The organism is Phreatobacter sp. GW821-FHT04C01, from assembly GCF_059420385.1.
On sequence record NZ_JBWKTP010000015.1, the window covers coordinates 29,773 to 45,385 of the forward strand.

The 15,613-nt window shown below is 68.0% G+C and carries 21 protein-coding genes; 13 read left to right on the plus strand and 8 right to left on the minus strand.

Translation table 11 applies throughout. The features are described 5' to 3' along the window. Nucleotides 1-524 precede the first annotated feature (524 nt). The 4 genes from AC07WJ_RS34550 to AC07WJ_RS34565 form a co-directional block, all read right to left on the minus strand. Nucleotides 525-971, minus strand: coding sequence for an RT0821/Lpp0805 family surface protein (locus AC07WJ_RS34550; protein WP_494939273.1), 447 nt, complete (start codon nucleotides 969-971; stop codon nucleotides 525-527). A gap of 114 nt (nucleotides 972-1,085) precedes the next feature. Next, nucleotides 1,086-2,462, minus strand: a complete 1,377-nt coding sequence (locus AC07WJ_RS34555; protein ID WP_494939357.1) for an ATP-binding protein — start codon at nucleotides 2,460-2,462, stop codon at nucleotides 1,086-1,088. Nucleotides 2,463-2,474: 12 nt separating this feature from the next. Continuing rightward, entirely contained in the window at nucleotides 2,475-3,143 is a 669-nt protein-coding gene (locus AC07WJ_RS34560) for a response regulator transcription factor (RefSeq protein WP_136961989.1), read from the minus strand. 59 nt (nucleotides 3,144-3,202) lie between these two features. Further along, on the minus strand, nucleotides 3,203-3,505 hold the full coding sequence (locus AC07WJ_RS34565; RefSeq protein WP_494939274.1) for a PepSY domain-containing protein: 303 nt from the start codon (nucleotides 3,503-3,505) through the stop codon (nucleotides 3,203-3,205). Nucleotides 3,506-3,623: 118 nt separating this feature from the next. Here AC07WJ_RS34565 and AC07WJ_RS34570 point away from each other — a divergent pair, with 118 nt between their 5' ends. Continuing rightward, nucleotides 3,624-4,064, plus strand: a complete 441-nt coding sequence (locus tag AC07WJ_RS34570) for an HP1242/YdcH family protein (RefSeq protein WP_494939275.1) — start codon at nucleotides 3,624-3,626, stop codon at nucleotides 4,062-4,064. Nucleotides 4,065-4,098: 34 nt separating this feature from the next. On the opposite strand, the gene AC07WJ_RS34575 is transcribed toward AC07WJ_RS34570, so the two are convergent. Both AC07WJ_RS34575 and AC07WJ_RS34580 read right to left on the minus strand, forming a co-directional pair. Then, a complete protein-coding gene (locus AC07WJ_RS34575; RefSeq protein ID WP_494939276.1) occupies nucleotides 4,099-4,284 on the minus strand; it encodes a hypothetical protein in 186 nt (61 codons plus the stop codon). Continuing rightward, nucleotides 4,281-4,436 (minus strand): hypothetical protein, encoded by a 156-nt coding sequence (locus AC07WJ_RS34580; RefSeq protein ID WP_494939277.1) that lies wholly within the window; start codon nucleotides 4,434-4,436, stop codon nucleotides 4,281-4,283. Before AC07WJ_RS34580 ends, AC07WJ_RS34575 begins: the two co-directional genes overlap by 4 nt. A 170-nt stretch (nucleotides 4,437-4,606) precedes the next feature. Here AC07WJ_RS34580 and AC07WJ_RS34585 point away from each other — a divergent pair, with 170 nt between their 5' ends. Then, entirely contained in the window at nucleotides 4,607-5,344 is a 738-nt protein-coding gene (locus tag AC07WJ_RS34585; protein WP_494939278.1) for a S1 family peptidase, read from the plus strand. Then, on the plus strand, nucleotides 5,341-6,189 hold the full coding sequence (locus AC07WJ_RS34590) for a trypsin-like serine protease (protein ID WP_494939279.1): 849 nt from the start codon (nucleotides 5,341-5,343) through the stop codon (nucleotides 6,187-6,189). Before AC07WJ_RS34585 ends, AC07WJ_RS34590 begins: the two co-directional genes overlap by 4 nt. Nucleotides 6,190-6,342: 153 nt before the next feature. On the opposite strand, the gene AC07WJ_RS34595 is transcribed toward AC07WJ_RS34590, so the two are convergent. After that, a complete protein-coding gene (locus tag AC07WJ_RS34595; protein WP_494939280.1) occupies nucleotides 6,343-7,068 on the minus strand; it encodes a sulfite exporter TauE/SafE family protein in 726 nt (241 codons plus the stop codon). 395 nt (nucleotides 7,069-7,463) lie between these two features. On the opposite strand from AC07WJ_RS34595, the gene AC07WJ_RS34600 reads away from it, so the two are divergent. The 8 genes from AC07WJ_RS34600 (at nucleotide 7,464) to AC07WJ_RS34635 (ending at nucleotide 13,126) form a co-directional block, all read left to right on the plus strand. Continuing rightward, complete coding sequence (locus AC07WJ_RS34600; RefSeq protein ID WP_494939281.1) at nucleotides 7,464-7,691, plus strand: hypothetical protein; 228 nt, start codon at nucleotides 7,464-7,466, stop codon at nucleotides 7,689-7,691. Between the two features lie 56 nt (nucleotides 7,692-7,747). Beyond that, nucleotides 7,748-8,050 carry a BrnA antitoxin family protein gene (locus AC07WJ_RS34605; RefSeq protein WP_494939282.1) on the plus strand — a complete coding sequence of 101 codons (303 nt, stop codon included), beginning with the start codon at nucleotides 7,748-7,750 and terminating at the stop codon, nucleotides 8,048-8,050. Nucleotides 8,051-8,307: 257 nt separating this feature from the next. Further along, nucleotides 8,308-8,520, plus strand: coding sequence for a cold-shock protein (locus tag AC07WJ_RS34610; RefSeq protein WP_494939283.1), 213 nt, complete (start codon nucleotides 8,308-8,310; stop codon nucleotides 8,518-8,520). Nucleotides 8,521-8,735: 215 nt separating this feature from the next. Further along, a complete protein-coding gene (locus AC07WJ_RS34615; protein WP_494939284.1) occupies nucleotides 8,736-8,966 on the plus strand; it encodes a hypothetical protein in 231 nt (76 codons plus the stop codon). A 35-nt stretch (nucleotides 8,967-9,001) separates the two neighbouring features. Beyond that, nucleotides 9,002-9,310 (plus strand): 30S ribosomal protein S21, encoded by a 309-nt coding sequence (rpsU, locus tag AC07WJ_RS34620; RefSeq protein WP_494939285.1) that lies wholly within the window; start codon nucleotides 9,002-9,004, stop codon nucleotides 9,308-9,310. A 393-nt stretch (nucleotides 9,311-9,703) separates the two neighbouring features. After that, nucleotides 9,704-10,669 (plus strand): NAD(P)H-dependent flavin oxidoreductase, encoded by a 966-nt coding sequence (locus tag AC07WJ_RS34625; protein WP_494939286.1) that lies wholly within the window; start codon nucleotides 9,704-9,706, stop codon nucleotides 10,667-10,669. 173 nt (nucleotides 10,670-10,842) lie between these two features. Next, entirely contained in the window at nucleotides 10,843-11,520 is a 678-nt protein-coding gene (locus AC07WJ_RS34630; protein ID WP_494939287.1) for a cysteine hydrolase family protein, read from the plus strand. A 25-nt stretch (nucleotides 11,521-11,545) separates the two neighbouring features. Next, nucleotides 11,546-13,126: a regulator gene (locus tag AC07WJ_RS34635; RefSeq protein ID WP_494939288.1), complete on the plus strand. Its 1,581-nt coding sequence runs from the start codon at nucleotides 11,546-11,548 to the stop codon at nucleotides 13,124-13,126. A 51-nt stretch (nucleotides 13,127-13,177) separates the two neighbouring features. Here AC07WJ_RS34635 and AC07WJ_RS34640 read toward each other — a convergent pair whose 3' ends face one another. After that, the gene (locus tag AC07WJ_RS34640; RefSeq protein WP_494939289.1) at nucleotides 13,178-14,107 is read right to left on the minus strand and encodes an SDR family NAD(P)-dependent oxidoreductase; all 930 of its coding nucleotides are present in this window, start codon (nucleotides 14,105-14,107) and stop codon (nucleotides 13,178-13,180) included. Nucleotides 14,108-14,219: 112 nt separating this feature from the next. Here AC07WJ_RS34640 and AC07WJ_RS34645 point away from each other — a divergent pair, with 112 nt between their 5' ends. Further along, nucleotides 14,220-14,891, plus strand: coding sequence for a TetR/AcrR family transcriptional regulator (locus AC07WJ_RS34645; RefSeq protein ID WP_494939290.1), 672 nt, complete (start codon nucleotides 14,220-14,222; stop codon nucleotides 14,889-14,891). Nucleotides 14,892-15,121: 230 nt separating this feature from the next. Continuing rightward, nucleotides 15,122-15,601, plus strand: a complete 480-nt coding sequence (locus AC07WJ_RS34650) for a DUF992 domain-containing protein (protein WP_494939291.1) — start codon at nucleotides 15,122-15,124, stop codon at nucleotides 15,599-15,601. Nucleotides 15,602-15,613: the final 12 nt, after the last annotated feature.

Below are 15,613 nucleotides of genomic sequence, written 5' to 3' on the forward strand. Positions count from 1 at the left end.
GTCGTTGGCCGCGGTCGCCGCGGCCAACGCCGCCTCGAACACCTTGGTCTCCGCCGGCTTCAGGTCGCGCTCGACCCAGACCCATATGGACGCGACCGAGGCGCGCATGATCCGCGCCCTGGTCTTGGCTTCCAGCCGGTCGTCGATGAGGAAGGGTTCGAGTGGCCTGAACAGCAGCCGCGCCGCCTGATCGGAGCGCGGGGCCGGTTCGATGCGCAGCGGCGGCTCGGTGTCCGGCACGAATTCCGGCGCGTCGCGCATGCTCGTGCGCAAGGCGGCCAGCACCATTTCGCCGCCCGGCAGATCCTCGCCGCGCAACCGTGCCCGCTCGAATTCGGTCGCCAGCAGCGCCTTGGCCGAGGCCGGCAGGCCGTTCAAATAGGCGCGCAGCCGCTCCCCGGGGGACGCCGGCACCGCATCATCATCCGCTACTGTCGCAACCTCAGCCATTCTGCGGCGACGCTACGACAGCGCGGTTAAGAATCGGTTGGCCGCGGTCGCGGCCAAGCCGAATTATATCGGTATCAGGACACCGGAGACCAGCTGCCGTCGGGATTGCGGCAGGCGGTGCCGACCGCCGTCTGGGGCGAGCCGTTGATATAGATCGTGTTGGTATATTCGCGGCAAAGCCCGCCGCCGCGGCGATAGGTCGGACCCGGCTCGACATAACCGTAGGCCTTCTCGCCGCGCCATTCCGAACGGCGGCCCTCCCAGATGGCGACACGCTCGGCCTCATAGGCGCGCTGGCGGTCCTGGGCGTCCAGATCGCGGCCGATGGCATTGCCGATCAGGCCGCCGATGGCGGCGCCGGCGAGACCGGCGCCGAGGCGTCCGGCGACACCACCGCCGAATTGCGAACCGATCAAGCCGCCGGCGAGCGCGCCAACGGCGGTGCCGGATTGTTCGCGGGTTTCACAGCCGGCGACCGCGAGACCGATCAGGGCAGTGGCGACGACGAGGCGGAAGCGCATGGACTATCCCGTTTGCTTGGAGCACGCCGGATCGATCCGGCGGATGCGTGACCGGCGCCAATGTCCAGTCCAATGAGGCGAAAAGGCGGCATCCGGCGGCCGGGACGGGCTTGTTCACACCATCGGCAGCCGCAGGATCGCACGCAGGCCTCCGAGGGGAGCGGCGTCGAGCACCAGCTTGCCGCCGTAGAGGCCGGCCAGTTCAGCGACGATCGACAGGCCGAGACCGCTGCCCGGCTTGGTCTCGTCGAGCCGTCGGCCGCGGCGGCCGACAGCCTCGCGCTCGTCGGCCGACAGCCCGGGGCCGTCGTCGTCGATGGCAATGGTGAAGAAGGCCCGGTCGGCCGAAGTCTCGGCCGATTCCGGCCTGACCGTCACCAGGACGCGCCGGTCGGCCCATTTGCAGGCATTGTCGACGAGGTTGCCGACCATCTCCTCGAGGTCATGGCGCTCGCCGCGGAAGGTCACACCGGCAGGCACGTCGGCGGCGACGCCGAGCCCGCGGTCGCGGTGGATCTTCTCCATGGTCCGGGCGAGCCCGCCGACCACCTCGGCAACCGGCACCACCGTGGTGGCGACCTGGACGCGCGCCGCGACACGGGCCCGCTCGAGATGATGGCTGACCTGGTCGCGCATGATGCCGACCTGTTCGGCCACCTTGACGGCGAGTGCGTCGCGGCGGCCGGCGGCCTCGTTCTGCATCACCGAGATCGGCGTCTTCAGGGCATGGGCGAGATTGCCGACATGGGTGCGCGAGCGCTCGACGATCTCCCTGTTGGTGTCGATCAGGGCATTGACCTCGCGCGCCAGCGGCGCGATCTCGACCGGAAACGTGCCTTCGAGATGATCCTTCTCGCCGGCGCGGATGGCCGTCAGGCCGCCGACCAGCCGGTTCAGCGGCGTCAGGCCGACCCGGACCTGCAGCAAGGCGGCCACCACCATGCCGATCGCCAGGAGCACCAGGGTCGCGATCAGCGTCAGGTTGAACTGGCTGACCGCACCGCTGATCTCGTCGGCATCGCCGGCCACCATGACGACGAATTCGCCGTCCTCGCCGAGCTCGATGGTGCGCTCCACCGCGCGCAGGCGCTGATTGGCCGGTCCTTCGATATAGCCCTCGCGCGAGCGCGTCGGCCCTTCCGGCACGATGCCTGGCCCGAGGCTGGCGAGCCTGCCCTCGAACAGCGAGCGCGAGGCCCGCGTGTCGTTGCGGCCGCCGTCGACGCGGATGATCTGCCAGTACCAGCCCGATTGCGGCAATTCGAACAGCGGCTCGCCGAGATTGGCGCCGACCTGGATCTGCGGATCGTCGACGGCGCCGGCGATATCGGCGATGAGCAGCTTGACGTAGACGCCGAGACGCCGGTCGAAACCACGCTCGACCGCATCCCGATTGACCGCCGCGAGCACGATGCCGGTGATGGTGAGCAGCACCACCGCGAAGGTCAGGGCCAGGATGAACAGGCGCCGCGCGAGCGACGGGGCGCGAATCGCAGGCACGGCTTATGCCGCCTGAGGCGGCTGCAGGATATAGCCCAGGCCACGCACCGTCTGAATCACATCGACGCCGAGCTTCTTGCGCAGACGGCCGATGAACACCTCGATCGTATTGGAATCACGGTCGAAATCCTGGTCGTAGATATGTTCGACCAGTTCGGTGCGCGACACCACCTTGCCCTGCTGGTGCATGAGATAGGCGAGCAGGCGATATTCATGCGAGGTGAGCTTCACCGGGTTGCCGTCGACGGTGACGCGGCCGGCGCGGGCGTCGAGCCGGACCGGACCGCAATTGAACTCGTTGGTCGCCTGGCCGGCGACGCGCCTGAGCAGCGCCCGGAGCCGCGCCAGCACCTCCTCCATGTGAAAGGGCTTGGCGACATAGTCGTCGGCGCCGGCATCGAAACCCTGGACCTTGTCGGACCAGCGGTCGCGCGCGGTGAGAATCAGCACCGGCATGGTGCGGCCCGAGCGCCGCCATTGCTCCAGCACCGAAATGCCGTCCATCTTGGGCAGGCCGATATCGAGCACCACCGCGTCATAGGGCTCGGAATCGCCGAGGTAATAGCCCTCCTCGCCGTCGAAGGCGCGGTCGACGACGTAACCGGCATCGGTCAGCGCTGTGAAAATCTGCCGGTTGAGATCCGGATCGTCCTCGACGACGAGCAGCCGCACGCTTTGATTCCTTACCTTGCCTCGCGCGCTTTCGAAGGGCGCCGCGTCTCATGCGCCCGTCAGCGGACCTGGACGAGCTGCCCGGTCGCCGCGTCGAAGCGCGCACGCATGACCTTGCCATGCCGGTTGACGACTGTCAGCAGGTAGACGAGCTGGCCCGTCGAAACCCGGCAGAGCCGGGCATTGACCACCTCGCCGCGATGCTCGGGGCGCAGGTTGCGGGTTGCCTGGTCGAGCGGCACGGCCTGGTTGCCGGCAATGGCGGCACGCTGTTCCGCGGGTGTCAGGCAGCCTTGAGCCATGGCGGAGGCCGGTGCCAGCGCGAGCACGAACATGACGGCACAGGTCTTGAGCAGGGTCATGTCTGGACGGACCATGGCGAGGAAGGCGGCACGGTAGCCGCGCGGCCTGAACGGCCGATGAATAATATGCGGGGAAAGTCGGCGGCAGCGCCCACGCGTCATCGTCAGGACATCACGCTTGCGGCATTGCGTCTCCGGCATGGCGTTGTTTGCCGGCCGGCCCGCGTGTAGCCTGATCGGCACGTCACGCCGGCCGGTGGCCGACGACATGTCGAAGCGCCCGTGCCGCCGGATAGCCGTCATCGAAAGGCCGGGCGGTTCGCGCGCGAACGGCGCAACGTCCGCGGCACCCGATCGCATCAGGAGCGAAACCATGAGCCATGTACCCGCCGACCTCGCCGGGGAGTTCCCGGAAGCCGGTGAGGCCATCGCCAGGCTGAAGGCCTCGAACCCGCATTTCGCCAAGGTGATCGAGAGCTATCATTCGGTGAACAAGGAAATCCACCGGATCGAGGCCGAGCTCGAGCCGACATCGGACGAGACGCTGGAAGATTTCAAGAAGCAGCGGCTGGCGTTCCTGGACGAAATCGCTGCCATGATCGCCCAGGCGGGATCCTGACCGAGGCCCCGATCGCCGCCACGCCGGCGCGCCGCTAGGCCGCCGATCCGGGCTTGGCGCGCGGCGACCAGCGGCTGCCGGAGACGACCGACAGGGCCGGCCCGCCATTGGCCGCCTCGAGCGACATCGGGCCCGCGATGCGGACCAGGAAGGGCAAGGTCCAACCGGGCGGCCTCGCCCCCAGATCTCTGCCGAAAATGATGGTCACTGTCGCGGTCACGACGCGGCCTCCTGGCAAATGCCGGGCGCGGTATCGGCGATCACATTGACGAGATCGCGGCATGCGAGCGGCACGACGGCGCTGCGGCTGCGGGCGGGCCATTCGGCCGGAGCGGCGGATCCTGCCGGTGGAAGCTTGTTTTCGACGGTCATAAAGGCCTCGCGGGTTAGCTGTGGGTCACCGCCAGGGAATGTTTGGTTCATTCCCGGCATACGACTCGATGACCGTCTTCGGATCGGGCGGTCTTCGGTTCGGGCGGCATTCGGATTGACAGGCCCGGACGGTTGCGGGCCTCATCGCTGGGTTCATTCGAGGAGACGACGTGCGGATAGTGGTTCTTGCCCTGGCATTGATGCCTGCCAGCCCGGCCCTGGCTGTGATCGGGGGCACACCTCTGCCGGCCTCGGATCCGCTCAGCAGCCAGACCGTGATGATCTCGGGCGGCCAGGGATTCTGCTCGGGCGCGGTGATCGGTGAACGGCTGGTGCTGACGGCGGCGCATTGCGTCGACGGCAGCCCGAGGCTCGCGGTGCTGGTGTTCGGTCCGAATCGCCAGCCGATTCTCAACGAGATCGTCGGACGCTCGATCCATCCCGCCTACAAGCGCCTCGACTGGCAGAACCGACGCACCGCCGTGGACCTGGCGGTGGTGCGCACCGCCCAGCCGATCGGCCAGGGCCGGCGGACCGCGAGCCTGAGCGCCGCGGCGCTACCGGCACCCGGCGCATCGATCCGCCTGGTGGGCTACGGCCCGAACGCCGAGGGGGACGGCGCCAGCGCCGGCGTCCTGCGCCAGGCCGCGCTCACCGTCACCGGCAGGCCATCGAGCTATCAGGTGCGCCTGACCGGACCGACAGGTGCGAGGCTCGGCGCCTGCACCGGCGATTCCGGCGGACCGGTCTTCTCCACCGAGGCCGGACAGCCGGTGGTCGCCGGCGTGGTCAGCTGGACGACGGGCCAGGGCACGGCCCGCTGCGGCAATCTGACGGGAACGGTTCCCGTCGCACCTCACCGCCGCTGGATCGAGGAAACGATCCAGGGCCTTGGAGCGCAACGATGAGACATGTCACGGCTTCCACGCTTTTCGCCGGCGTCCTGGCCGGCATGGCGACCCTGGTCAGCATGCCCGCACATGCCATTATCGGCGGCAGCTCGGTCGCGGCCTCCGATCCGCTCGCCCGGTCGTCGGTCCTGGTGGTGACCGGCGATGCCAATGGCTGCACCGGCACACTGATCGGCCGGCGCAGCGTCCTGACCGCCTCGCATTGCGTGCAAGGCGCGCGCATCGCGGTCGTCGCATTCATTCGCTCCGGACGGATCGTGGCGCTGACGCCGGTCCTGTCGGCGTCCGGACATCCGGGCGTGCGCGGCCCGCGCGGCAACAACGCGCCGATCGACGTCGCGGTGCTGACCATTCGCGACCTGCCGCCGGCGGGTTTCGGCCCCGCCCGCGTCGGCGGCCGCGAGCCGGCGCCGGGCTCGCGCGTCACCATCGCCGGCTTCGGCCGCCAACGGCTCGAAAGCATGCGCAGCGCCGGCGAATTGCGCCGCGTCGACCTGCCGGTGATCCAGCGTTCGCCCTCGGGCTATACCGCGCTCGGCGTACCGGGCCTGTTCGAGACCGGCCGCGCGCCATCGGCCTGCCAGGGCGATTCGGGCGGCCCGGCGCTCGCCGGAGGCAGCGTCGTCGGCGTCGTCAGCCTGGTCTCGGGCCCGACCGAAACACGCGGCTGCGGCTTCCTGACCATCGCCATGCCGGTGGTTTCGATCGCGCCCTGGATTCGCGGCGCCATCGCCAATGGTGAGAGCCGGGCCCCCGCCAATCCGCGTGTCGCGACCTTGCCGCCGCCGCGCGCGCCGGAGCGCGAAGGGCTTCCGCCTTGGGCCCGCATCGACCGGCAGTGACGCTCGATTTCGTGCCGACAAGATCGGCACGAAAAAACAAGAGCGCCCGGCCGGTACCGCACGCCGGGCGCAGATCTCGAATCTGCATAAGACGTATCGCAGGGTCGCTGCCCGCGCAAGGATTATATTCCTCGCAACAAGAATATGAGACCGTCAATGCGAGAGCGCGGTCCACAGCATGGCAAGACCGGATGCCAGCATCAGCCCGTCCAGCATGGCGCGAAAGCGCTCGGCGTTCATGCTGAGGACGAAGCGCTTGGCGACAAACGAGCCGGCCATGAGCGACGAGCCGGTGATCAGTCCCTTCAGGATGATCTCGACGGGCAGCGCGCCAAACTGGCGGAACGACAGCGCCTTGGCGAGGTAGATGGCGAGCGAGCCGGCTGATTCGGTGCCGAGGAACGCGCCGCCGGCAAGCCCGTAGGCGACAAAGACCGGCACGGAAATCGGGCCGGTCGCGACCACGACGCCGGTGAGATAACCGATCAAGGCACCGGCAATGGCGAGATGCCAGAGCTTGAAGCGGAACTGACGCGTGGCAAACCAGCGGCGCACCGGGATCATCGCGATCAGGAACAGCCCGATGGCGATATCGGCGGCTCGCGGCGGTATCGCCACCAGCGTGCGCGCGCCGAGCGCCGCGGCCGGGGCGCCGGTGGCGGCATAGGCCGCGAATGCGCGCCAGTCGACCTCGCGCCACCAGGCCAGAATGCGCGAGACATTGGCGAGAATGGCGGCCACCGCCATGATCGGCACCGCCTCCTGCGGGCCGAAACAATAAGCCAGCACCGGTGCCAGCATGATGGTGGAACCGGTCCCGATCACGCCGCTGATGGTTCCGGCGACGAGACCAACGGCGAGAACGATCATGAATTCCATCGGCCGCCCCCCGCGAAGGCCATGGTTGTGCGAGCGCGCGGCAGAGTCGGTCAAGCGGCGGCGGCGACGGCACGCCGTTCCGGCGTCGCATGGCTGCAACGGCGATTCGCGCGCCTCCCCCATCGCCGTGCCGCGCATCGCCGCCCCGATCCCGGCCGCGGGGTGGCCCTTCCGCGCCAAAACGGGCTCCCCCTGGAAATATTCCCCAACGACACCATATTGATACTCGATCGGTCCGCTCGTGATTCGCAGGCGGCTGGCGATCCAGGCGCTCCTGAAGATGGGCGGAAGCCCCACCCAGCATGATCGGTGACCAATCCGCCCGGCATTGCGTCGCCGGCGTGGGCTTGTCGACACCGGCAGTCCGGCTGACACGGTGAGTTGAGGAAAACGCGGTGACAGAAGAACAGATCAAGAGCTTGGCCGCCGCGCAAACGCGCAAGGAACGGGCCGAGAAACAGGCCGAGGACGCCATGAAGGCGCGGACCGAGGCGGCAAACCAGGCCCGGCATGTCCAGGACCGGACGATCAAGCTCAGGGCGCTGCGGCTGGCGAAAGAACAGGCCGATGCCGTGGCCGCGTCCAAGGCCGCCAAGACGGCCAAGGCCAAAGCCAAGGCTTGAGGCCGCCGCTGGCCGCTGCCATCCTGGTCCGGCGCCGCGATCGAAGGAGATAGATGATGGCCAACCCTCCGTTCAGGACACGGGGTCCGAGCAGCACGCGGGATGCTGCCGAGGCGGCGTTCAAGTCGGCGACGACCAAGCCCGTTACGCCCGCGCCGGCGCCGAGGCCCGTCGCGCCGGTCATCCCCAACGCCAAGGAACTCGTGACCTTGCGCATCGATCGCGATATCCTTGAGCGGTTCCAGGCCGATGGGCCGGGCTGGCAGGACAGGATCAACGCAGCGCTCAGGACGACGCTGTCGCAGACCGGCGGCGCGGCGCTGGAGACGGATCAGCTGAGCGCCGAGAACGACGGCTGAACCGCCTGCCCGATCCGGCGCGACGCCGAAAAAACCAGCGGTATCAGGATCTGGCGAGGGCCGGCGCCGGCCGCCCAAAAAGATTGGGCTTGAATTTCGGGCCCGTAGCCCTTACATAGGGTCATCGAGTTTCGGTTGAACGACTTCGCGCCGCGCTGCCATTTCGGCGTTTTGCTAACGATATCTCCCTCCAAAACATCGACAAAATCGCGCAGGACTATCTGCGCTCGCTAAAGCCTTTGCTATGGAGACTATCGATGGCTACCGGAACGGTTAAGTGGTTCAACTCGCAGAAGGGCTTCGGCTTCATTCAGCCCGACGCTGGCGGCCCGGATGTGTTCGTTCACATCAGCGCAGTCGAGCGCGCCGGCCTCTACGGCCTCAATGAAGGCCAGAAGATCAGCTACGAAGTTGTGGCCGACCGCCGCAGCGGCAAGTCCTCGGCCGACAATCTGAAGGCCGAAGGCTGATCATAGAATGCCTCGCTTGAGCCGACCGACCATGTATGTACCGGCGGTCGGCACTTGCAAGATCATGGCCTGGGTTCCTGGTCACTTCACGACCGGTTAGGACGCTCGGGCCGCAGCAGCGGGGTCGCGCCCTCAGATTGAGGGCTGTGGCTCCGCTGTTTCGCATTCGTCGAGGCCCTTGAGCCCACCGCATGCAACCAATGTGAGGTGCGCCGATGGCACTCAAGCCTAGTCTTTTCATTTTCCAATCCGGCACGTCGGAGGCGCTCGGCGCCTTCACGCTCGACAAGACCGGCAGCCAGCTGCCGGAGAAGTTCGCGCCCTGGACGCGGACGGGTGTCGTCCTGCCGGATCGAAGCCCTCCTCATGGGCTGAAGCGCGCGGCGATCGAAGCCGGTGTCGCGGAATTTGGTTTTCAGCTTTGGCGCCGCAAGGCGACGACCTGATCGGTTGATCGGGGTCACAACAGGAGGAGATTTCATTGCAGGTTTTGGTCCGCGACAACAATGTCGACCAGGCTCTCAAGGTCCTCAAGAAGAAGATGCAGCGCGAAGGCATCTTCCGCGAAATGAAGCAGCGCTCGGCTTATGAAAAGCCGTCGGAGCGCAAGACGCGCGAGAAGGCCGAGGCTGTGCGCCGGGCCCGCAAGCTTGCCCGCAAGCAGGCGATCCGCGAAGGTTTGATCGCAGCCCCGAAGCCGAAGCCGCGCCCGACCGGCCGGCCGCGCCCGGGCCAGCTTGCCAGCCCCTCGGCCCCTGTGGCCGCCGGCGGCGAGCCGAACAAGGCCTGAGCGCCGACGCGCCAGCCCTATCGACCATGACGGCCAGCCAGGGTTCGGATCGAACCCTGGTTTTTTATTGCGCCGAAATGGGCGATCCGGCACCGGCGCCGGGGAGATCCGAGCGTCCGCCATTCAGTTTCCAGCCAATCGCGACAATGGCTGGGATCGCCGCCATCGGTTCCCGGTCCGGACCGGCCGGCGCATATTCCGCCGAAGGCGGCGAACTTGCCGCCAGCCGTCGCCGCACCTCCTCGTTCGCTTGCGGGTAAGAGCCCTGCCATGACCTTCGTGGTCATCGGCGAGATTCCGATGGAGGATTGACGTGTCGGCGGCCCGGCGGTGGGCGAAGCGCGGCGCCCCAACCCAATTGCCGCACCGCCGACGCAACGATAGGAGCCGCCCATGGCGATCATCACGCGGCTGACGGAAAAGCTCGGCCTCGACGTGCCGGTCCTGCTGGCGCCGATGGCAGGCGTGAGCGGCGGCGCGCTCGCCGCCGCGGTGACCAATGCCGGCGGCCTCGGCTTCATCGGCGGCGGCTATTGCGATCGCAAGTGGCTTCGGCGCGAGATGGAGGCGGCCGGCAACACGCCTGCCGGGGTCGGCTTCATCACCTGGGCGCTGCGGAAGGACCCGGTATTGATCGATCTGGTTCTGGCGCGCCGGCCACCGGCGATCTTCCTGTCCTTCGGGGACATCGGCGGCTTCGCCGGCAAGGTCAAGGCCGCCGGCACCTTGCTTGTCGTCCAGGTCCAGAGCGTCGGCGAGGCACGGAGCGCGGTGGCGGAGGGCGCCGACATCATCGTCGCCCAGGGCACCGAAGCCGGCGGTCATGGCGCGAGCCGGGCGACCTTGCCACTGGTGCCGGCGGTGGTCGATGCGGTCGGCCCCATTCCCGTGGTCGCGGCCGGAGGCATAGCCGACGGACGCGGCCTCGCGGCGGCGCTGATGCTGGGGGCGAGCGGCGCGCTCTGCGGCACCGCCTTCTTCGCCAGCCGCGAGTCGCTCGCCCATCCCAACGCCAAGCAGGCTGCCGTCGTGGGTTCCGGCGATGCGACGATCCGCGATTCGCTGTTCGATCTGGCGCGCGGCATCGACTGGCCCGCGCCGTGGACGATAAGAACGCTGGCCAATGACTTCAGCCGCCAATGGCACGCCGATCCCGCCGGCCTTCGCGACAATCTCGGATCGGAGCAAGTGCGCTACGCCGAAGCGCGCGAGCACGGCAATATCGACGTGGCCGCCGTGATCGTCGGCGAGGGCGTCGACATGGTGCGCGCGATCGAGCCGGCAGAATCGATCGTCCGGCGCATCGGCACCGAAGCGGAGCTTCTGCTGGATCGCGCGGCCGGCTTCCTGCACCGCTAGCCGGGCGCGCCGCCGACCGATCGGATGCATACAATGCCCTGGCGCTGCTCAATACGTAGTCAGGCGGCCATGGCCATGCCCAAGGACGCGGCGCCGCCCGGCTACGGACTACAGGAAAATCAACGAAATCTGCTGGCCCGGTCTTTGCTGCACCGCACCCCGAGGGGGATGCCATGCGCAAGGCCGAAATCCCAGCCGACCCGAACGCGGTGACGATCGACTGGGATCGCACGGCCGTCGTCGTCATCGACATGCAGCGCGATTTCCTGGAACCCGGCGGCTTCGGCGAGGCGCTCGGCAATGACGTCTCCAAGCTCGCCCGCGCCGTCGGCCCGATCCGGCGCCTGCTGACATTCGCGCGTGCCAACGAGATCCTCGTCATCCATACCCGCGAGGGCCATCGGCCCGACCTCGCCGACGCCCCTCCCTTGAAGGTGGCGCGCGGCGAGCCGCAATTCCGCATCGGCGCGCCCGGCCCGATGGGGCGCATCCTGGTGCGCGGCGAACCCGGCCACGAGATCGTGGCGGAGCTTCGACCCGCCGAGGGCGAGCCGGTAGTCGACAAGCCCGGCAAAGGCGCCTTCTACGAAACCGATCTCGAACTGATCCTGCGCAACCGCAGGGTCGAAACCCTCGTCGTCTGTGGCGTCACCACGGAGGTCTGCGTCCACACGACCGTGCGGGAAGCCAATGACCGCGGGTTCCGCTGCCTGGTGCCGGGCGACGCCTGCGCCTCCTACTTCGACGAATTCCATGCGGTCGGCCTGAAGATGATCGCCGCCCAAGGCGGCATCTTCGGCTTCGTCACCTCCACCGCCGCGATCGCCGCGAGCCTTCCCGCCACGACCTGACCAATCCCCTCCCGACCAACAGGAGATGCGCATGGCCATGACCGATACGACCGCCAAGCCGGCCATCTGGACCCCGGGTGACTGGAACGCCTTTTTCGGCTTCGGCACCAACATCCTTGTCAACATGCTGGTGCTGACCGGCCTGCTGCGCTTCGTCCTGAAAATGCCCGACAGCCTGGTGTTCGGGCGCATCCTGCCGGCGCTTGGCCTGATGATGGCGCTGTCCACGCTCTATTACGCCTGGCTTGCCTATGAGTTCGCCCGCAAGACCGGCCGGAACGACGTTTGCGCCCTGCCCTCGGGCGTCAGCGTGCCGCACATGTTCATCGTGACCTTCGTCATCATGCTGCCGATCTCGCTGGCGACGGGCGACCCCTTGAAAGGCTGGGAAGCCGGCCTCGCCTGGGTGTTCATCCAGAGCATCATCCTGATGCTCGGCGGCTTCATCGCGCCCTATATCCGCAAGGTGACGCCGCGCGCGGCCCTGCTCGGCACACTTGCCGGCGTGTCGATCGCCTTCATCTCGATGCGGCCGGCCATGGAAATGTTCATGACGCCGGTGATCGGGCTGACCTGCTTCGCGATCATCCTGGTGTCCTGGTTCGGCGGCCTGCGCTATCCGCGCGGCATTCCCGCGGGCCTGGTGGCCATCGCCGTCGGCACCATGATCGCCTGGGGGTCGACGCTGATCGGCCTGCCGCTCGGCGGCATGGGGGTCGACAAACTCGCCCAGGCCTTTTCGAGCTTCGGCTTTTCGGTGCCGATCCCGGCGGTCGGCCACGTCTTTTCCGGCTTCCAGTTCCTCGGCATCATCCTGGTGACCGCCATTCCCTTCGGCATCTATGACCTGGTCGAGGCCATGGACAATGTCGAAAGCGCCGAGGCTGCCGGCGATCATTACCCGACGACCCGCGTGCTGAGCGCCGACGGCGTCGTCAGCATGATCGGCTGCCTGATGGGCAATCCCTTCATCAACGCGGTCTATATCGGCCATCCCGGCTGGAAGGCCATGGGCGGACGCATCGGCTATTCCGCGCTGACCGGCGTGATGGTGCTGGTGCTCGCCTGGTTCGGCGTCATAGCCCTGCTGACCGCCCTGATCCCGGTCGTCGCGATCGCCCCGATCCTGCTCTATATCGGCATGCTGATCGGGGCCCAGGCGTTCCAGACGACGCCGGCCTCGCATGCGCCGGCGGTGGTCCTGGCGTTGACGCCGCATCTCGCCGCCTGGGCCAAGACGCTGCTCGACGGCGCACTCGCCGCAGCCGGCACCAGCGCCGCCCAGGTCGGGCTCGACAAGCTCGCCCAGGTCGGCGTGCTCTATCACGGCCTCGAGGTGATGGCCGGCGGCGCCATCATCACCGGCCTGGTGCTGGGTGCCATCGGTGTGTTCATCGTCGAAAGGAAGTTCTTCAACGCCGCGGCCTTCGCTGGCGGCGGCGCCTTGCTGACCTTTTTCGGCTTCATGCATGGCGAGGCGGTGGGCCTGGCCAAATCGCCTTCGGTCGCGCTCGCCTATGCCATGGTCGCGGGCCTGCTCTATGCATGCTCGCGCATGGAGGAAGCGGTCGCCGAACCGAAGGCGATCGCGCAGCCGGCCGAATGACCGGGCGGCCTTGCGATTTGGCGGGACGCGAAACGCCCGAGACCTTTCGGCTCAGGCATGGGCGGTCTTGCCGCCGTCGATCACCAGGGCCGCGCCGGTCATGAAGGCATGGTCGTCGGAGGCCAGGACCAGGGCGAAGGCGGCGATCTCGTCGGCTGTCGCCATCCGGCCGAGCCCCGGCACATTGCTCCGGGCCCATTGCGCGGCACCGGCCCGCCAGACCGCGTCCGGCGCATTCTCCATGCCGGCGGCGCGGCGCACCAGCGCCGTGTCGGTCGTGCCCGGCACCAACGCGTTGACCCGAATGCCCTGCGGCGCATAGTCGAGCGCCGCGCTCTGGACGAGACCGATCAGCGCGCGCTTGCTGGCCGAATAGGCCGAGCGGCGTGCCTGGGTGGCGATGGCATTGGACGAGGCGGTGACCACGATGCTGCCGCCACCGCCCGCGATCATGTGCGGCACCTGATATTTGATCGACAGGAACACGCCCCTGAGATTGGTATGGGCGACGTCGTCGAACTCGTCGGCCGTCAGCTCGTGCAACGGCTTTTCGAGGGTGATGCCGGCATTGTTGAAGGCGACATCCAGGCGTCCATATTTGCCGACGGCGCCATCCACGAAAGCCTTCACATCGCTTTCGACGCGCACATCGGCGCGGATATAGGTCGCCTCGCCGCCGTTCCAGCGAATCTCGGCCTCGACGTCCCGGCCGAGCTGTTCGCGCCGGCCGCAAAAGGCGACCTTGGCGCCCTCCGCGGCAAAGGCCTTGGCCGCGGCCTGACCGATGCCCGAGGTCGCCCCGGTGACCAGCACGACCTTGTTCTCGAACCGGCGCAGGCCGCTCGGCCGCTGCTGCGCGGGCCGCGCGGCCTGGCCGAGCGACAACCCGGCGGCAAGCCCGGCGACACCCACGACCGTGCCGGCGGCGGCCGATGCCAGAACCAGGCGGCGACTGCTGCCATCACTCGCTTTTTCGGTCATATCATGCTCCGCTTCCAGCTCGGGGGAGATGCGAGGATATTTCCATCACCGATCATCTTAACGGTGTTAAGATAGCAGTAGCATTCAAACTTAACAGTGTAAAGACTACGCGATGACCGACCGCATCCCCGCCCCTCCCGACCTTCCCGAGGCGGAAAGGCGCGCGCCCTATCATCACGGTACGCTGCAGGCGGCCTTGATCGCGGCGACCGACGACATCCTCCTGGAAAGCGGCATCGAAGGCTTCACCTTGCGGGCCGCGGCACGGCGCGCCGGTGTCTCGGCGGCGGCGCCGGCGCATCACTTCGGTAGCGCCGCCGGCCTGCTGACCGAGGTGGCGATCCGTGGCTATGACGACCTGGCCGAAGCCATCAGCGCCGCGGCGAGCGCCCATGCCGATCCGGCGGCGGCCCTGCGTGCGATGGGCGTCGCCTATGTCCGCTTCGCGCTGAAATATCCCGGCCGGTTCAAGCTGATGTATCGCAAGGACCTGCTGGTCGGCGGCGAAGCCTTGCACGAGGCGGCGCAGGCGAGCCTGCGCCTCGTCAAGGAGATGGCTCAGCGCTACCTGGGCAGGCCGCCCGAAGCGCCGTTCGACCGGCCGGCCGAAGCACTGGTGCTCGGCTGCTGGTCCTCGGCGCACGGTTTTGCCCAGCTCGCCGTCGAAGGCCGGCTCGCCAGTCATGCGGGCGCCATGGACGTCGGAAGCTATATCGACACCATTCTGCCCGAGGTGATGGCCATGATGCTGCCCGGCCCGGCCCGCACCGGACCGGCGGCCTGAGATCGATCCGATACCGGGGATCTTACCGAAGCCAGCTCCAGGTTTCCCCCAAGGGCGGCCGCCCGGGCGGCAGGCTATGTTTTTCGATGCAGCGGAAGCGATGCGCGGGCACAAACCGGCAGAGCTCGACCAGCGACAATTCGCGGCCGGGCACCGGCCGGCCAATGGCCACGCAACTTATCCGCGGGTCGCGCATTGTTACTGCATTGCATGCTGTTCGGGAGATTTCCATGAAACGCCACCTCGCTAGCCTCGCCGGTGCCACCCTGCTGCTGTCCGGTCTCGCACTGCCGGCCTCGGCCCAGGAGCGTGTCCGCGTCGGTGTCCTCAGTTGCGACGTCTCGGCCGGCATCGGCCTGATCGTCACATCCCAGCGCGGCATCGCCTGCCGGTTCCGCCCGGATCGCCGCGGCCGCCAGGAAATCTATGTCGGCCGCATTTCTCACTATGGCCTGGACCTCGGGGTCACCGGCCGGGGCGTGCTGGTCTGGACCGTGCTGGCGGCGCAGCGCCGCTACACGCCGTACCAGCTCGCCGGAACCTATGCCGGCGGCCAGGCCCAGGCGACGCTCGGCGTCGGCGTCGGCGCCAACCTGCTGGTCGGCGGCAACCGCAACAGCGTCGCGCTGCAGCCGCTCTCGGTGCAGGCCCAGACCGGGCTCAATGCCGCGATCGGCGTCGCATCGCTGCAGTTGAGCCGCGCACGCTGACGCGGAACGTCG